The organism is Flavobacterium mesophilum, from assembly GCF_039581405.1.
Taxonomy (GTDB): domain Bacteria; phylum Bacteroidota; class Bacteroidia; order Flavobacteriales; family Flavobacteriaceae; genus Flavobacterium.
In genome coordinates this window covers 908,936-923,599 of sequence record NZ_JBCPXZ010000002.1, presented here as the reverse complement: position 1 = coordinate 923,599, position 14,664 = coordinate 908,936, and the positions used below count along the sequence as shown (strand labels likewise).

Genomic DNA, 14,664 nt, shown 5'->3' with positions numbered 1-14,664 from the left:
AGATTTACACTTTGAAAATCAATTTATTTCTATAGAATATCCACAAAATAAAGGTCCAAATACAAACATACACCAATGCGCCAGCCAATGAAGCATTCATTGGATTGCTGAAAAATGGTGCGATCCAGAAACTATACAGATAATTCAATAAATTGATTTTTTCTGAAGGATTATGCGGATTTTGAAACTCTATCATAACTAAAGCTTGTGGGATAATTTGAGAGCTGAAAAATACAATCATCGGATTTACGCCCCAAATCAAAAACAGTTTGAAGCCTTTTTTATAATCGGCAATGTCTATTACTAAATACAATAAAGTCAAGAATACAGTTGCTAATCCGGTTGTATATAAAACATAACTGCTGGTCCAGATTGATTTGTTGATTGGGAAAACAAGATCCCAAATTAATCCTAAAAATATAAGTACTGTTCCTGCAATTCCCATTTTTTGAGCTTTTTGAATTTTGGTCATGTCAAAAAGCAAAAGCTTCCCGATCAATAAACCTATAATTCCGTTTACAATTGACGGAATTGTGCTTAGAATTCCTTCTGGATCCCAAGTCATGGTTTCATGATACATATGTCCTTTTAATAAAACACCATCCAGCCATGCCGAAAGATTTGTTCCTTTATCAAGATTTGCTTCGCCAATTCCTGGAACTGGAATTAAGGTCATCATGGCCCAATATCCTAACAATAAAACTGCTCCGGTAATGATTTGTGTTCTCTGTGATGTTTTTAGATACAAAAGGGAAACAACAAAATAAACAACAGCAATTCTTTGCAAAACTCCCGGAAGTCTTACATCTTGATATGCTTCTATGCCACTATATGCTAAAAAGAGATAGATAAACAGAATAGAAAATGCTAAAATGTTTTTGATTTTTGAACTAAAACTTCCCATTAAAGCATAACCTACAGCAATTGTTATTGCCAATCGGCCAATTAAAAGCGGAATGCCTTCAAGTCCGAATAGCTGAATTTTTCCAAAAAAGTTGAAGAAAATCCCTAGGCAAAGCATTCGAACGGAACGGATCAGGATTTTGTTGAAAGTCGTGCCGTCATAAAATTTATCGGGCATTGCGAGCGGAACTGCAACTCCCATAATAAATACAAAGAAAGGAAAGACCAAATCAGTTGGAGTACAACCGTTCCATTCGGCGTGGAGTAGTGGCGGATACACATGGCCCCAGTCTCCAGGATTGTTGACGATTGTCATTAATAAAATTGTGAGTCCGCGAAAGACATCTAGCGAAATTAAGCGTTCTTTTACCATTGGTTTAGGGTAAATAGGTTAGTTAATAATTTTTAAAAATCGCTATTTGGTTTATGTGACAATAATTTTGAGAAGATAGGTGGTTATTTGGTTCTCGTCAATTATTGGTTTTTTATGTTTTGCCACAAATTACACCAATTTCCACTAATTTAAATTGTAAAATGTAAAATGTAAAAATGTAAAATGCAATTTGTGAAAATTTGTGTATTTCGTGGCTAACTTTTTAAATTGTTATAATGTTGAAATTCATTTCTAAAGGTTTCAGTTTTTGCAATAAAAGCGGTACTAATTGTTCGCCTTTTTCTAAATAAAATTCAGAAAAATTGTTTTGACGTTCTTGCAAACTGTTATTTGGGAACAATTCACATTGCAAATCAATCACGCGTTGCAATTGATCGTCTAGTTTTCTTTTTTGTGCTTTTAATAAACGTTTTTCTAAATTTTCTAATCCTTTTGTCTGTTTTACTTCCTGTGCTTTTACAGCGCCAGAAAATGATTTGTGAGTTTGATTGGCTAGATTGTAAAGATATTCAAATTGTATTTTTAGTGCTTCTTTTTGAGGTGTTAAATCAATTGGGAAAGCTGAAATTTTATGTGTAATGGCATTTACTAAATTTTCTTGTTTGGTAAATAAATCTTTCCAGCTTAAATTCAAATTATCTGCTTTTTTGACTTGTTTTTCGGTTGCAAGAAGAACAGAATTACGGACCAAAAGCATTGGAAAAGTAATATTTACAGCATCAAAAAATGATTTTAATTCGAGCCAATATGCGATTTCTCCGCCTCCGCCAATGTAGCATAAATTAGGGAGAATGATTTCCTGATACAACGGACGCATGATTACGTTCGGACTGAATTTCTCTGGATTGCTTTCTAGTAATTGGAAAATTTCCTCTTTTGAAAAAGCAATTTTGGTATTATTTACGTGGTATTTGTCGTTTTCGAAAATGATTCTTTCGCGCAAATCATCTTCAATATAAAACAAATTGATTTCTCTCGGATTTACTTGGACCGTATAATCTTTTAAAGATTCAATTGTTTTTTGAACCGCCTTGTACGATGTGTTTTTTTCTAATTCTTCTTTTGCAAACGGAATAAAAGCACGTTTTAAGTCGGCATCATCAGCATCAATAATAACTAATCCGTAATTTGAAAATAAGCTGTCAGCTAAAAAGCGTGTTGCGTCAGCCAAATTATCATGCTTTAAATAGGCGTCTTCAAAAAGCTTTTTTAAAGTATTTGCATTGGTGCTCGATCCTAATTCTAATGAATATATTTCGAAAAATTCATCTAAACCTTCAGTTGAAAGTCGACCCACGGGACCTGTACTTTCTTTGTTCCATCTGAATTTTTTTCCTTTAAAGTTAAAATAATTGATTTCTTCAAAATCATGATCTTCAGTTGCCATCCAATATATCGGAACAAAATTATTGGAAGGATATTTTGACTTTAATTCTTTGGTTAAATTAATTGTCGAAATGATTTTGTAAAGAAAGTATAATGGTCCACTAAATAAATTCAGCTGATGTCCAGTTGTAATAGTAAATGTATTTTCTAAAGCTAAAAGCTCAATATTTTGTTTTGTCGAATCTGAAATCTCAATATTTTGATATTGCTTTTTTAATACATTGACTAAAGTTTGTCTTTTTTCATTTCCATTGTGATTGAAATTGACTTTTTTTTCCTGGATTTGTTTTTCGAAATTTTCCAAAGTTGGAAAATGGTTATATAAAGATTGCAGTGTTGGTTTTTGATCTAAATAATCTTGTATCAAGGCAGAGAAATATCCTGAGGTTTGATAGCTGATACAGTCGGTAGGCATAATTTTAGATTTATTTTTGATAGCTGTAAATTTAATGAAAATATGCAGTTAAAAATGTTTTTAACGATAGCTTATGATTTGATTTTTTAAAACGCCTAAAATCAAGTTTTTAATTCTGATTTTAATTTGATGTTTTGTAAAATGTAAAATATATTGAATTTGTTAAAATCCTGTACTTCTTCTGAAACTATTTTTTGAAAAGATGAATTATTAATAATGAAACTATATTTTTGTAATCAAAAAAAAGTTATATCTATTTTACATGAAAAATAACCCAAATCAAAAGAACTCTTTAAAACATGTTCTTTTTGGAAGCCTTATTGGTACCACAATTGAATTTTTTGATTTTTATATTTATGCCAATGCAGCGGTATTGGTTTTTCCTCAATTATTTTTCCCGAGTGCTAATTCTACCATGGCGACTCTGGAATCGTTGGCAACTTTTTCAATAGCATTTTTGTCACGTCCTTTAGGATCTGCTTTTTTTGGACATTATGGTGATAAAATTGGTCGTAAATTTACTTTGGTTGCAGCATTATTGACTATGGGTATTTCTACAGTTGCAATTGGATTTTTGCCGAGTTATGCTAGCATTGGTGTAGCAGCTCCTTTATTGTTAATGCTTTGCCGATTTGGTCAAGGTGTTGGTTTAGGTGGAGAATGGGGTGGAGCAGTTTTGCTTGCAATCGAAAATGCACCTCCGCATAAACGAGCATGGTACGGAATGTTTCCGCAATTAGGTGCCCCAATAGGTTTATTGCTTTCTGGCGGAACTTTTTTGCTATTGACTGATTCTATGAGTAATGAAGATTTTATGAACTATGGCTGGAGAATTCCATTTATAGCGAGTGCACTTTTAGTTGTAGTAGGTTTTTATATCCGAACAAAAATTACAGAAACACCTTCATTTGAAAATTCTAAGAAAGAACAAGAGGAAGTAAAGGTGCCTTTCCTTGAATTGGTTAAATCGTATAAAAACCAATTGATTTTTGGGACTTTTGCTGCAATTACGACTTTCTTGGTTTTTTATTTAATGACTGTTTTTACATTAAGCTGGGCAACATCCGATTTAGGAATTGTTAAAAGAGATGGGTTGTTGATACAATTATTCTCAGTATTGTTTTTTGCGATTTTTATTCCGGTTTCAGCTGTGGTAGCAGATAAAATCGGACGACGCAAAATGCTTATTTTGGCCACGGCCGCTATTGCAGTTTTTGGAGCTTTCTTTTCATTCTTTTTAAGTACAGGAAATATTACATTAGTAACTACTTTCGCTTGCATCGGAATGGCTTTAATGGGGTTCACTTATGGGCCTTTAGGGACTTTTTTGTCGGAATTGTTTCCAACAAACGTTCGTTATTCTGGAGCTTCTTTGACCTTTAATTTAGCCGGAATTCTTGGAGCTGCTTTTGCACCTATGATTGCAATTTGGTTGGCGTCGACTTATAGCGTTACCTATGTTGGTATCTATTTAATGATTGCAGCCTTTATTTCATTGATTTCTTTATTGGTGATTAGTAAGGACGAGCATAAGTTTTAGTTTAATTTTCAATTATATAAAAAAGCAGCAATAAGAAAATTGCTGCTTTTTTTTGCTAATTAAAAAAGTATTTAGATATTTGTCTAAATATTTAAATGATGAACGAAATTTTTAAAGCATTAAATGATGCAACGCGCAGAGAGATTCTCGAGCTGTTGAAGCAAAGAGATTTGACGGCAGGAGAAATTGCCGATGCCTTTAATATTTCAAAGCCTAGTATTTCTCATCATTTAGATATTTTAAAACGAGCTGAATTAATTACATCCGAAAAAAACGGGCAATTCATCATATATTCCATCAATACCACCATAATGGAAGATGTTTTGCAGTGGATACTAACCTTTAAGAAATAAAAAATGAATTTAGAATTGAAAAAAGAGCTTCCAATAATTGGAATAATTTTGACTCCTTTTGTTTATCTGGCATTGATATGGGACAGTCTTCCTGAAAAAGTTCCGGTACATTGGAATTTTAAAGGTGAAATCGACAATTGGGGAAGTAAATCTATTTTAGTGATTTTGATTTTTATGTTGCCGGTTTTAATGTATTTCATTTTGCTTGCCGCGTCAAAAATTGATCCTAAAAAGAGAATTTCGATGATGGGAAGAAAGTTCTATCAATTAAGATTTTTTTTGATTTTATTTATGTCTGTGACAGCTTCATTTTTTATTTATCTCGCAAAGAACCAGTCCTATTCAAATCCAAATTTAATTTATGCTGCAGTTGGTGTCTTATTGATGATTTTTGGAAACTATTTGAAAGTAATACAGCCTAATTATTTTATTGGGATTCGCACACCTTGGACGTTAGAGAATCAAAAGGTTTGGAAAGCAACTCATGCTTTCGCCGGGAAATTGTGGCTCGTTGCTGGCTTTGTCGTTGTTTTTGGAGCTTTGATTTTTCCAGGATTTACTTTTTCTAAAATATTTGTAGGCATTGGTCTGACGATAGCAATCATTCCGATGGTCTATTCCTATTTTAAATTCAGAAACCTTGATACTAAAAAATAAATCCTAAATAAGATAAAATGATTAAAATTATACTTGCAGTACTAACATTTTTAATTTCTTCTTTTGTTGTGGGACAAGAAATTACAGGACAATGGAATGGTGTTTTAAAAACTCCAAATGGGAACTTAAGAATTGTTGTACATATCGATAAAACAGATAAAGGCTACGTTTCGACTATGGATAGCCCGGACCAGATGGCTAAGGGAATTCCAATTGCAACGACTACTTTTGAAAATTCTGAATTAAAATTGAATATTGCAGTTGCAGGCGCTTCATATGAAGGAAAATTAAATTCAGATAATACTATTATTGGAAAATTTACTCAAAGTGGACAATCATTTGATGTCATTTTTTCTAAGGGAAACATACAAAATTTAAGACCTCAGGAACCGCAAAAACCTTATCCCTACTATACGGAAGATGTAAAATTCGAAAACAAAATTGATAAGGTAACTTTAGCCGGAACGTTGTCTATGCCTAAAAAAGAGGGTGTTTTTCCAGCCGTAATTTTAATCTCAGGCAGTGGTGCTCAAAATAGAGATGAAGAAATTCTGGGACATAAACCTTTCTTGGTATTAGCCGATTATTTGACTAAAAAAGGTTTTGCAGTCCTGAGATTTGATGATCGTGGCACCGCTGAATCAACAGGTGATTTTAAAGCTGCTGTTACCACTGATTTTGCGAAAGATGTTCAAGCTGGAGTCGAATATTTAAAAACTAGAAAGGAAATTAATAAGCGCCAAATTGGTTTGATTGGACATAGCGAAGGCGGAATAATTGCCCCAATGATTGCTGGAGATTCTAAAGATGTTGCATTTATTGTTTTACTGGCGGGACCTGGACTTCGTGGCGACAAATTACTGCTTTTGCAAAAGGAGCTAATCGAGAAACAAATTGGGGTGTCAGAAAATGAAATTCAAAAAGGAAAAGAGGCTTTTAAAAGTGCTTATGATTTGATTATTGCTAGTTCAACCAATGATGATAATTTAAAAAGCAACATCACCAATATTTTTAAGAGCAAGCTCAATCTTACTGATGATTTATCAAAATCAATGACGGCCCAAATAACAAATCCATGGAGATACAATTTTTTGAAACTTGATCCGACTTTGTATTTGAAAAAAGTAAAATGTCCAGTTTTAGCGTTAAATGGAAGTAAAGATTTGCAAGTTCCAGCTGAAGTCAATTTAGAAATCATCAAAGATGTATTGACTAAATCGGGAAATAAAAAAGTGACTACGAAAGCATTGCCTAACTTAAATCATTTGTTTCAGGAATGCCAAACTGGCTCTCCAACTGAATATGGATCTCTTGAACAAACATTTTCTCCAATTGCCTTAGAAGAAATTTCGAATTGGCTTTTGGTGCAAACGAAATAAAGTAATTATTGAAGCCTCGGAAAATGAAAAAACAATATTTCCGAGGCTTTTGATTTTTTATCTCTTTAAGCTAAAATGCCCTTTGAATTCTTTGCCGTTTAATCGGGTAGCAATAAACCAGTAATCTGAAGCAGGTTGTTGTTGGCCAAGATAATTTCCATCCCAAGCGGCCCCATTGCTCAGTTCTTTGATGAATTTTCCATATCGGTCAAATATCTTGATTCCTGTATTTGGAGCCAAATAGGCAAAATCAATTGTCCAATGATCATTGTATCCGTCGCCATTTGGAGTGAAGAATTTTGGAAAAGGAAGTTCCTCAACTAAATTAATACAATTGCCTGCTGTTGCTTCAAGTATTGAAATTGTTGTCGGAATTCTGTCGCTCTCGCATCCATTAATCGTTTCTGAAGCATAATAGGTCTTTCCGTTTTCAAGAAAAGTCGACTCAGGTAAACTTATTGTAGAAGTAGCGCTTTCGAACCATTTTATATTTTCTCCTATTACATTAATATTGCTGATTTTCGCTTTTTGCTGGATGCAGAATATTTGTGGAGAAGCAACAATTGGAGCCTGAGTATCTTGAATTTTTGCATTTACAGTAAATCTTGGACTTTCACAATTATTGAGTGTTTGGGTTGCATAATAGGTTTGATTTTGCAATAAGGTCGTTGTTGGTAAAAGAGTTCCGTTTGTTGCTGCATCGTACCATTTAATATTTGTTCCAATGATGTTAAGATTCGCAATTGTAGCATTTTCATCTAGACAAAAAAGCTGATTGTTATTTCCAGTTGGCCTAGGAGTGTCATAGACATGAATTAAAATTGGCGTTCTGTCGCTTTCACATCCAACAGTTTGTGAAGCATAATACGTTCTGTTGTTTTCCAACAAAGTTGTATTAGGTAAAGTTGAAGCTGACATTGCCGTATCAAACCATTTTATGTTTTGTCCAGAAATTTGAATGTTGCTCAATGTTGCATCTTCACTTTTACAGAAAGATTGACTTGCATTTGCTGTGGGAGCAGGAGGCGTATTTACTATAGAAACTATAATTCCGACTCTTGGTCCTTCACAACCATTTACAGTTTGTGATGCATAATACGTTTTCCCATTAACAAGACTTGTAGTTTCTAACAATAGAGAACCATTATTTGGCGCATCATGCCATTTTATTGAAGTTCCAGTAATTTCAATATTAGCAATTGTTGGATTTTGGCTTGAACAAAATGTTTGATTTGCATTTCCTGTTGGTGAAGAAGTAACTTGAATATTGATTGTGACAGGGACTCTTTCACTTTCGCAACCATTTATCGTTTGAGATGCATAATAAGTTGCTTTATCTTGAGCTACAGTTGTAGGAGAAACAAGTGTTCCGTTAGTTAAGTTGCTATACCATTTTATATTTTGACCCGTTATTTGAATTTCGTTTAAAGTTGCATTTTGCTGCACACAAAAAGTTTGTGGAGAATTTGCTCTTGGCAAGGGTTGACTTGTAATGATAACAGTTTGGTTTTGTGTTGATGCATTTCCGTTTCCATCGCTGTAATTCCAAACAATTGTATAAGTTCCAGGTAAAGCATAAGACAACGGACTTGTAGTTGTTGCATTGATTAAGCCTGAACAAGCGTCATTTGCTGTTGGAATTGTTGTTACAGTCGTATTACAATCTCCTGTTATTGTTGGAAGAGTTGCTAAAACAGGAATTGGAGCCACATTATCTCCAATAAAAACGGTGATTTTTTTTGTATCATCACAACCGCCAGTTCCCGTTATTGTACAACTGTATTCGCCACTATTATTTGTTGTTGCATTTACTATGGTTGGATTTTGATCTGTCGAGGTAAATCCATTTGGACCTGTCCATGAATAGGTGGTTCCGCCTGATGCTTTTAATTCTAATGTTTTTCCAATGCAGACTGGAGAGTTGCTTTCAATCTTCGGAATATTAAGTATAAGTGGTTCTTCAAATTTCATTAAAAAATAATTGTCAAAATCTCCTAATACGACAGATTGATGAGAATTTGTGTCTGCAATACCATTGTTTTCAGATGACGTTCCACTAACAAAAATCATATTATTATTGGCAAGTGCTATTCTTGTGGTTTTAAATACACTGCTTCCTCCTACATAAGATCCCCAGATAAGATCTGCTCCTTTGGAAAATTTCCCAATGTATCCTTCAAAATCTTCATTCGATTTATAAGAACATGAGCTAGTTAATTTAGAATACGAAAAGCCAAAGTTGGTTGCACCTAAGTATAATGAATTATTTTTAAAAAATATTGAATACACATAAGCTTCACCTAAATAAGTTCCCCAGACTCTTTGTCCATTAGTGTTCAATTTTGCAAAAAAACCTTTGTACGAGAAAGAATTTGAGCTGTCAAAACTCCCAGGAGTTGTCATATTAATTTTACTAGCTGTTTGTCCTCCAATATAGATATTATCTTCATCATCAATTTCAATACTGTATATTTCGTCAATTTGTTCGCCTCCATAATAAGTTGACCATTTTCTTTGTCCACTGGTTGAAAATTTGTAAACGATTCCGTCTGAAATTTCATTGTGTGATTCCTGAAAAACACCAGGAGTAGATATATTTGTAGAACTAGAAGAAAAACCTCCAATTGCTACTGTATTGTTGCGCACAGCTATGGCTTTCATGTCTTCTTGGGATTCACCGCCAATATATGTACTCCAAATTACATTTCCGTCAGAATTAAATTTAGTTAAAAATCCATCATAATTTGAAGAATAAGGATCGTTTAATTGTGTTTGAAAATTGTTGTTTATGCTAATAGCAGTTTTACTATTTGTGTTTCCGGTTATATAAATATTATCGTTGTCATCCAGGGCTAATGCATTAGCAGTTTCCCCATTTTCACCTCCAAAATATGTTCCCCATATTCTCTTGCCTAAATCATTAAATTTGACTAGAAAAGCATCAGTGTATCCTGTTAAATTTGGTCGGTAAGACCCAATTGTACTTATGTTTGTCTGAGCTTGAGTTGCTCCTGTTATCAAAACGTTGTTTTGATGGTCGATTTTTATTCCATTTATTGAATTAGAACCTTCTCCTCCATAATAAGTGCCCCATAATCGTTTTCCATCTGGATCGAATTTTTCTATTATCCCATTTGTGCTAAGATAAGCATAAGGTGGAATTGAAGTCTGATGCGCACCTGTTGTCACATAAGATGAATTATTTGCCGTAGTAGTTCCTGATACATAAACATTTCCAAAAGAATCAGTGCTGATATTAGAAGGGCCAAGTGTAATATGAATATTAGTTTCATCTCCGAAAAAAGTACCCCACAGCCTTATTGGCACAGGATCAATAATAACTGTTTTTCCATTTACAGCATTAGAAGAATTAAACCCATAAATATTTTTCTTAATCTTCGTATAACCAACTTCAATCTCTTTTTTATTTCCGTCTTCTTCAATCCAGCTGGCTGGCAACGTTTCTTCCATTTTTCCAAAACGAACATTCATTTGAATTTTATTGTCTGCTAATTCAGTTTCAGCACCATTAAATTTTAATTGAATATCTGAGATTTTTCCTTTTGGATGAATTACAAAATTATATTCGACCGTTTTTTGGGGATCACTTGGAATTGAAAAAACAACATCAATATTTGGGTAAATATTTTTATAGGTAATTTTTTTGTATTGATGTACTCCAGTAATTCCTTCTGGTTTATTTGGAACATTATAATAGTTATCAAAATCAGTTGATTTTTGGGTAGCAATCAATTCAACTTTAGAATTCGAATTAACAAAGTCAATATCAATTCTATGAAAAGTGTATTCTAATTTAAAATTAGTTTTTTGGTCCTTTTTATCGTTTTGAAAATGTGAAGAGTGTTCTCTTTCGTTTCTCGGATCTTTAGGTTCTGTTACAGGAATCTTTTTTACTTCATAAATATCATATGAAAAGCCATTTTTTTTCAATTGAACATTTAATCCGTTAGAATTCAGTAAATATAAAACTGATATGTTCGATTTCCCTTTTTGGTCAATAATCTGACCTTTATTTTCTTTAAAACCAATAGATTGGTTTTTGTTTTGAGAAAATAATTGAGCAGCAATTAAAAAGAAAAGGAAAAGTAATTTTTTATTCATTTAAACTGATTTGGGTTGTCGCAAATGTAATTAAATATCTACAAAACAAAACTAAAAGTTCAAAACCCAGAACGTTAAAATCTTTTCCTAAAAAAGTCGGCAATAACACGTATTTTTGCAAAAAAATAAATCCCTTTGAAAACAAAGCTTTTTGTAATAACGCCACCATTTACGCAACTGAATACTCCGTATCCGGCAACGGCGTATATAAAAGGTTTTTTGAATACTAAAAATATCGAATCGGTTCAGGCAGATTTGGGTATTGATGTTATTTTGGAATTGTTTTCGAAAAAAGGACTTATTGATTTGTTTCAAGTGTCAAGTGTCAAGTTTCAGGTTGATTCTGAAATCTCAGATAATTCTAAAAGAATTTTTGCTCTTCAAGATGAATACATTAAAACCATTGATTCTGTAATTCAGTTTTTGCAGGGAAAAAATCCAACTTTGGCTTTACAGATTTGCCAAGAAGATTTTTTGCCCGAAGCTTCTCGTTTTGCGCAATTAGAAGAACTCGATTGGGCGTTTGGAACAATGGGAACTCAGGATAAAGCAAAACATTTGGCAACTTTGTATCTGGAAGATATTTCGGATTTTATTGTAGAATGTGTCGACGAAAATTTTGGCTTTAGCCGATATGCTGAACGTTTAGGTCGAAGTGCCAATTCTTTTGATGAATTATACGAGGCTTTACAACAAGAACCAACTTATATCGATTTGATTTTGATTAAGCTTTTAAAAGCTAAAATCGAAGCAGTAAAACCAACATTATTTTTAATTTCTGTTCCTTTTCCTGGGAATTTATATAGTGCATTCCGATGTGCGCAATGGGTAAAACAAAATCATCCCGAGATTAAAATCTCAATGGGTGGCGGTTTCCCAAATACCGAATTGCGATCGCTTTCAGATAAACGTGTTTTTGAGTTTTTTGATTTTATTACTTTGGATGATGGTGAAGTTCCAATTGAAGAGTTGATTTGTCATTTAGAAAATCTAGATTCAGATTCTTTTAAAAGAACTTTCTTATTAGAAAACGAAGAAGTTGTTTATAAAAATAATTCTCTAAAACACGATTACAAACAATCCCAAGTCGGAACGCCAGATTATTCAGATTTGCCTTTGGATAAGTATATTTCGGTTATTGAAATCGTAAATCCGATGCACAGAATGTGGAGTGATGGACGCTGGAATAAACTTACTATGGCGCACGGTTGTTATTGGGGAAAATGCACTTTTTGCGATATTTCTTTAGATTATATAAAAGTGTACGAGCCTGTCGCGGCAAGTTTACTTTGTGACCGGATGGAAGAATTGATCGAGCAAACAGGACAAAACGGATTCCATTTTGTTGATGAAGCCGCACCGCCTGCTTTGATGCGAGCTGTAGCATTAGAAATTCTAAAACGAAAACTGGCCGTAACGTGGTGGACAAACATTCGTTTTGAAAAAAGTTTTTCAAAAGATTTATGTCTATTATTGAAAGCTTCCGGTTGTATTGCGGTTTCCGGTGGTTTGGAAGTAGCTTCAGACCGATTACTGAAATTGATTGACAAAGGTGTCACCGTTGAACAAGTAGCAAAAGTGACGCGAAATTTCACCGAAGCCGGAATTATGGTGCACGCGTATTTAATGTACGGATATCCAACACAAACCATTCAAGAAACTGTTGACAGTCTTGAAATGGTTCGTCAATTGTTTGAGGCGGGTGTTTTACAGTCAGGATTTTGGCATCAGTTTGCGCTTACGGCACATAGTCCGGTCGGGTTGTATCCAGAGCGATTTGGTGTAACCAAAAAAACTGAAGCAATTGGAACTTTTGCTAACAATGATATTGAATACAGTGATGCTACAGGAATTAATCATGATAAATTCAGTTTCGGATTGAAAAAATCACTTTTTAATTTCATGCACGGAATCTGTTTTGATTATGAATTGCAAGACTGGTTCGACTTTAAAATTCCGAAAACCAAAATTCATCCTGATTTTATTTTTAATGCTTTGGAAGAGCAAAATGATTTCAACACAAAACCAAATGCAAAAGTAGTTTGGCTTGGCGGAAAACCTTTTGCAGAAATTTTCACAAAATCAAAAAAAGGCAGAAGCTGGGAAATGATGTCATTGACTTTTCATGACAAAAAAGAAAGCTTTACTATTCAAACCAACAAAGATGAAGGCGAATGGTTGCTTTCTATTTTGGATAAAATTTCAGTTTCAGGTGCTAAAAGCTATACTTTTCAGGAAGTGAAAAATGATTTTGAAACTTCATTAGAGGATTTTGAATTGTTTTGGTATTCAAAACCTGTCAATACGTTGCGAGAATTTGGCCTTTTAGTTTTGTAATCTTAATATTCAATAGCATATCCATCATTGGGAATGGCGGTTTTCGATAAAAGATCATTTTCTGAAAGCGCTTTCTTTAACTCTTCACGTGTTGTTGGACAATGATTTAAAGCTTCAAGATGATTCGCGAAAACTTTTCCTGGTGCTAGAGCCGCGAATTTCAAAATGTCATTCATTCGCATTAATAAAGGCTGTCCAAAATCGAGTCTTGCTGTTCCGCACGCGACAGTCGCAATATCAGGTTTGAGTTCAATTAATACTTTTTGTACATCATCTGTAAAAATAGTATCAGAGCTTATATAGATGGATTTTTCATTTGCAAGCTCGATATGAAATCCCATCACATTGCCCATGAGTTTGGCAATAAAACCATAACCGTGAAGGGCTGGAATTCCAATAATTCTTCCATCCAGAAAAGGTTGAGGTTCCCAGTAATTAAGCGTTTGTACGATGTTTAATCCTCTTTTTGTCAGTTCTTTTTCATCTTTAGAACTGCATATAACCGCAATGCTTTTTCGTCTTAAAAAAACTTCACCGGCTTTGTCGATATGATCAGGATGCAAATGTGTAATTAAACAATGGGTCACTTTGCTCAAAATTTCTCGACTGTTTTTGGGTAAAGCAACAAGAGGGTTTCTCTTTGGTTTATAACGAAAAATAGTAAATGGCGGGATTGTTTTTCTTTTACCCAACATCGGGTCAACCAGAATTACATGTTTTTCTGTTTCAATTACTAAAGTGGCATTTCGCAAATGATGTATTTTCATATCTGACAAAATTAGAACTTAAAAATACGAAGATTTTTCAAATAGTATTTACAGATTTTTCTTTATTTTTAATTGAATTGTTATTTTTGAATTATGCATCTACAAGAAGGTTTTCATACTTATTTCATTTACATTCTTACAAATAAAGCGAAATCTGTTTTTTATATTGGTGTAACAAATAATCTAAAAAAGAGATTATTAAAGCATAAAGAAAATATTTTATTAGAGAAAAACACCTTTGTATCAAAATACAATGTCGAGTTTTTAGTTTATTATGAAAAATTCACATGGATTCAAGAAGCGATTGCAAGAGAAAAGGAATTAAAAGGTTGGAGAAGAGAAAAGAAATTATATTAATAAAAACAATGAATCCGAATTTAGAGTTTTTAGAATATTAAGGGAGAACAAAGT

General features: G+C 33.3%; 9 protein-coding genes and 1 pseudogene. 6 read left to right on the top strand and 4 right to left on the bottom strand.

What is annotated here, in order from left to right; all coding sequences use genetic code 11:
• Nucleotides 1-4: 4 nt before the first annotated feature.
• Nucleotides 5-1,276, bottom strand: a complete 1,272-nt coding sequence (locus AAYQ19_RS08375; RefSeq protein ID WP_343535792.1) for an acyltransferase family protein — start codon at nucleotides 1,274-1,276, stop codon at nucleotides 5-7.
• Nucleotides 1,277-1,499: 223 nt separating this feature from the next.
• On the bottom strand, nucleotides 1,500-3,098 hold the full coding sequence (gene bshC, locus AAYQ19_RS08370; protein ID WP_343535791.1) for a bacillithiol biosynthesis cysteine-adding enzyme BshC: 1,599 nt from the start codon (nucleotides 3,096-3,098) through the stop codon (nucleotides 1,500-1,502).
• A gap of 262 nt (nucleotides 3,099-3,360) precedes the next feature.
• Here bshC and AAYQ19_RS08365 point away from each other — a divergent pair, with 262 nt between their 5' ends.
• The 4 genes from AAYQ19_RS08365 (at nucleotide 3,361) to AAYQ19_RS08350 (ending at nucleotide 7,027) form a co-directional block, all read left to right on the top strand.
• The gene (locus tag AAYQ19_RS08365; protein ID WP_343535790.1) at nucleotides 3,361-4,638 is read left to right on the top strand and encodes an MFS transporter; all 1,278 of its coding nucleotides are present in this window, start codon (nucleotides 3,361-3,363) and stop codon (nucleotides 4,636-4,638) included.
• Nucleotides 4,639-4,736: 98 nt separating this feature from the next.
• Nucleotides 4,737-4,991, top strand: a complete 255-nt coding sequence (locus AAYQ19_RS08360; RefSeq protein ID WP_343535905.1) for an autorepressor SdpR family transcription factor — start codon at nucleotides 4,737-4,739, stop codon at nucleotides 4,989-4,991.
• Between the two features lie 3 nt (nucleotides 4,992-4,994).
• Nucleotides 4,995-5,648: an SdpI family protein gene (locus AAYQ19_RS08355; RefSeq protein WP_343535789.1), complete on the top strand. Its 654-nt coding sequence runs from the start codon at nucleotides 4,995-4,997 to the stop codon at nucleotides 5,646-5,648.
• Nucleotides 5,649-5,665: 17 nt separating this feature from the next.
• Nucleotides 5,666-7,027, top strand: a complete 1,362-nt coding sequence (locus AAYQ19_RS08350) for an alpha/beta hydrolase family protein (RefSeq protein WP_343535788.1) — start codon at nucleotides 5,666-5,668, stop codon at nucleotides 7,025-7,027.
• A gap of 57 nt (nucleotides 7,028-7,084) precedes the next feature.
• Here AAYQ19_RS08350 and AAYQ19_RS08345 read toward each other — a convergent pair whose 3' ends face one another.
• A complete protein-coding gene (locus AAYQ19_RS08345; protein ID WP_343535787.1) occupies nucleotides 7,085-11,149 on the bottom strand; it encodes a DUF7948 domain-containing protein in 4,065 nt (1,354 codons plus the stop codon).
• Between the two features lie 135 nt (nucleotides 11,150-11,284).
• Here AAYQ19_RS08345 and AAYQ19_RS08340 point away from each other — a divergent pair, with 135 nt between their 5' ends.
• Nucleotides 11,285-13,486 carry a B12-binding domain-containing radical SAM protein gene (locus AAYQ19_RS08340; RefSeq protein ID WP_343535786.1) on the top strand — a complete coding sequence of 734 codons (2,202 nt, stop codon included), beginning with the start codon at nucleotides 11,285-11,287 and terminating at the stop codon, nucleotides 13,484-13,486.
• Nucleotides 13,487-13,488: 2 nt separating this feature from the next.
• Here the strand turns inward: AAYQ19_RS08340 and AAYQ19_RS08335 are convergent, their stop codons facing one another.
• The gene (locus tag AAYQ19_RS08335; RefSeq protein WP_343535785.1) at nucleotides 13,489-14,253 is read right to left on the bottom strand and encodes an MBL fold metallo-hydrolase; all 765 of its coding nucleotides are present in this window, start codon (nucleotides 14,251-14,253) and stop codon (nucleotides 13,489-13,491) included.
• Nucleotides 14,254-14,346: 93 nt separating this feature from the next.
• Between AAYQ19_RS08335 and AAYQ19_RS08330 the strand changes: the two are divergent.
• Nucleotides 14,347-14,651 (top strand): annotated as a pseudogene (locus tag AAYQ19_RS08330) (GIY-YIG nuclease family protein).
• Nucleotides 14,652-14,664 lie beyond the last annotated feature (13 nt).

Coding starts and splice junctions, on each gene's coding strand:
- AAYQ19_RS08360 (WP_343535905.1), top strand. CDS start 4,737: ATGAACGAAATTTTTAAAGCATTAAATGATGCAACGCGCAGAGAGATT.
- bshC (WP_343535791.1), bottom strand. CDS start 3,098: ATGCCTACCGACTGTATCAGCTATCAAACCTCAGGATATTTCTCTGCC.
- AAYQ19_RS08345 (WP_343535787.1), bottom strand. CDS start 11,149: ATGAATAAAAAATTACTTTTCCTTTTCTTTTTAATTGCTGCTCAATTA.
- AAYQ19_RS08375 (WP_343535792.1), bottom strand. CDS start 1,276: ATGGTAAAAGAACGCTTAATTTCGCTAGATGTCTTTCGCGGACTCACA.
- AAYQ19_RS08335 (WP_343535785.1), bottom strand. CDS start 14,253: ATGAAAATACATCATTTGCGAAATGCCACTTTAGTAATTGAAACAGAA.
- AAYQ19_RS08365 (WP_343535790.1), top strand. CDS start 3,361: ATGAAAAATAACCCAAATCAAAAGAACTCTTTAAAACATGTTCTTTTT.
- AAYQ19_RS08355 (WP_343535789.1), top strand. CDS start 4,995: ATGAATTTAGAATTGAAAAAAGAGCTTCCAATAATTGGAATAATTTTG.
- AAYQ19_RS08350 (WP_343535788.1), top strand. CDS start 5,666: ATGATTAAAATTATACTTGCAGTACTAACATTTTTAATTTCTTCTTTT.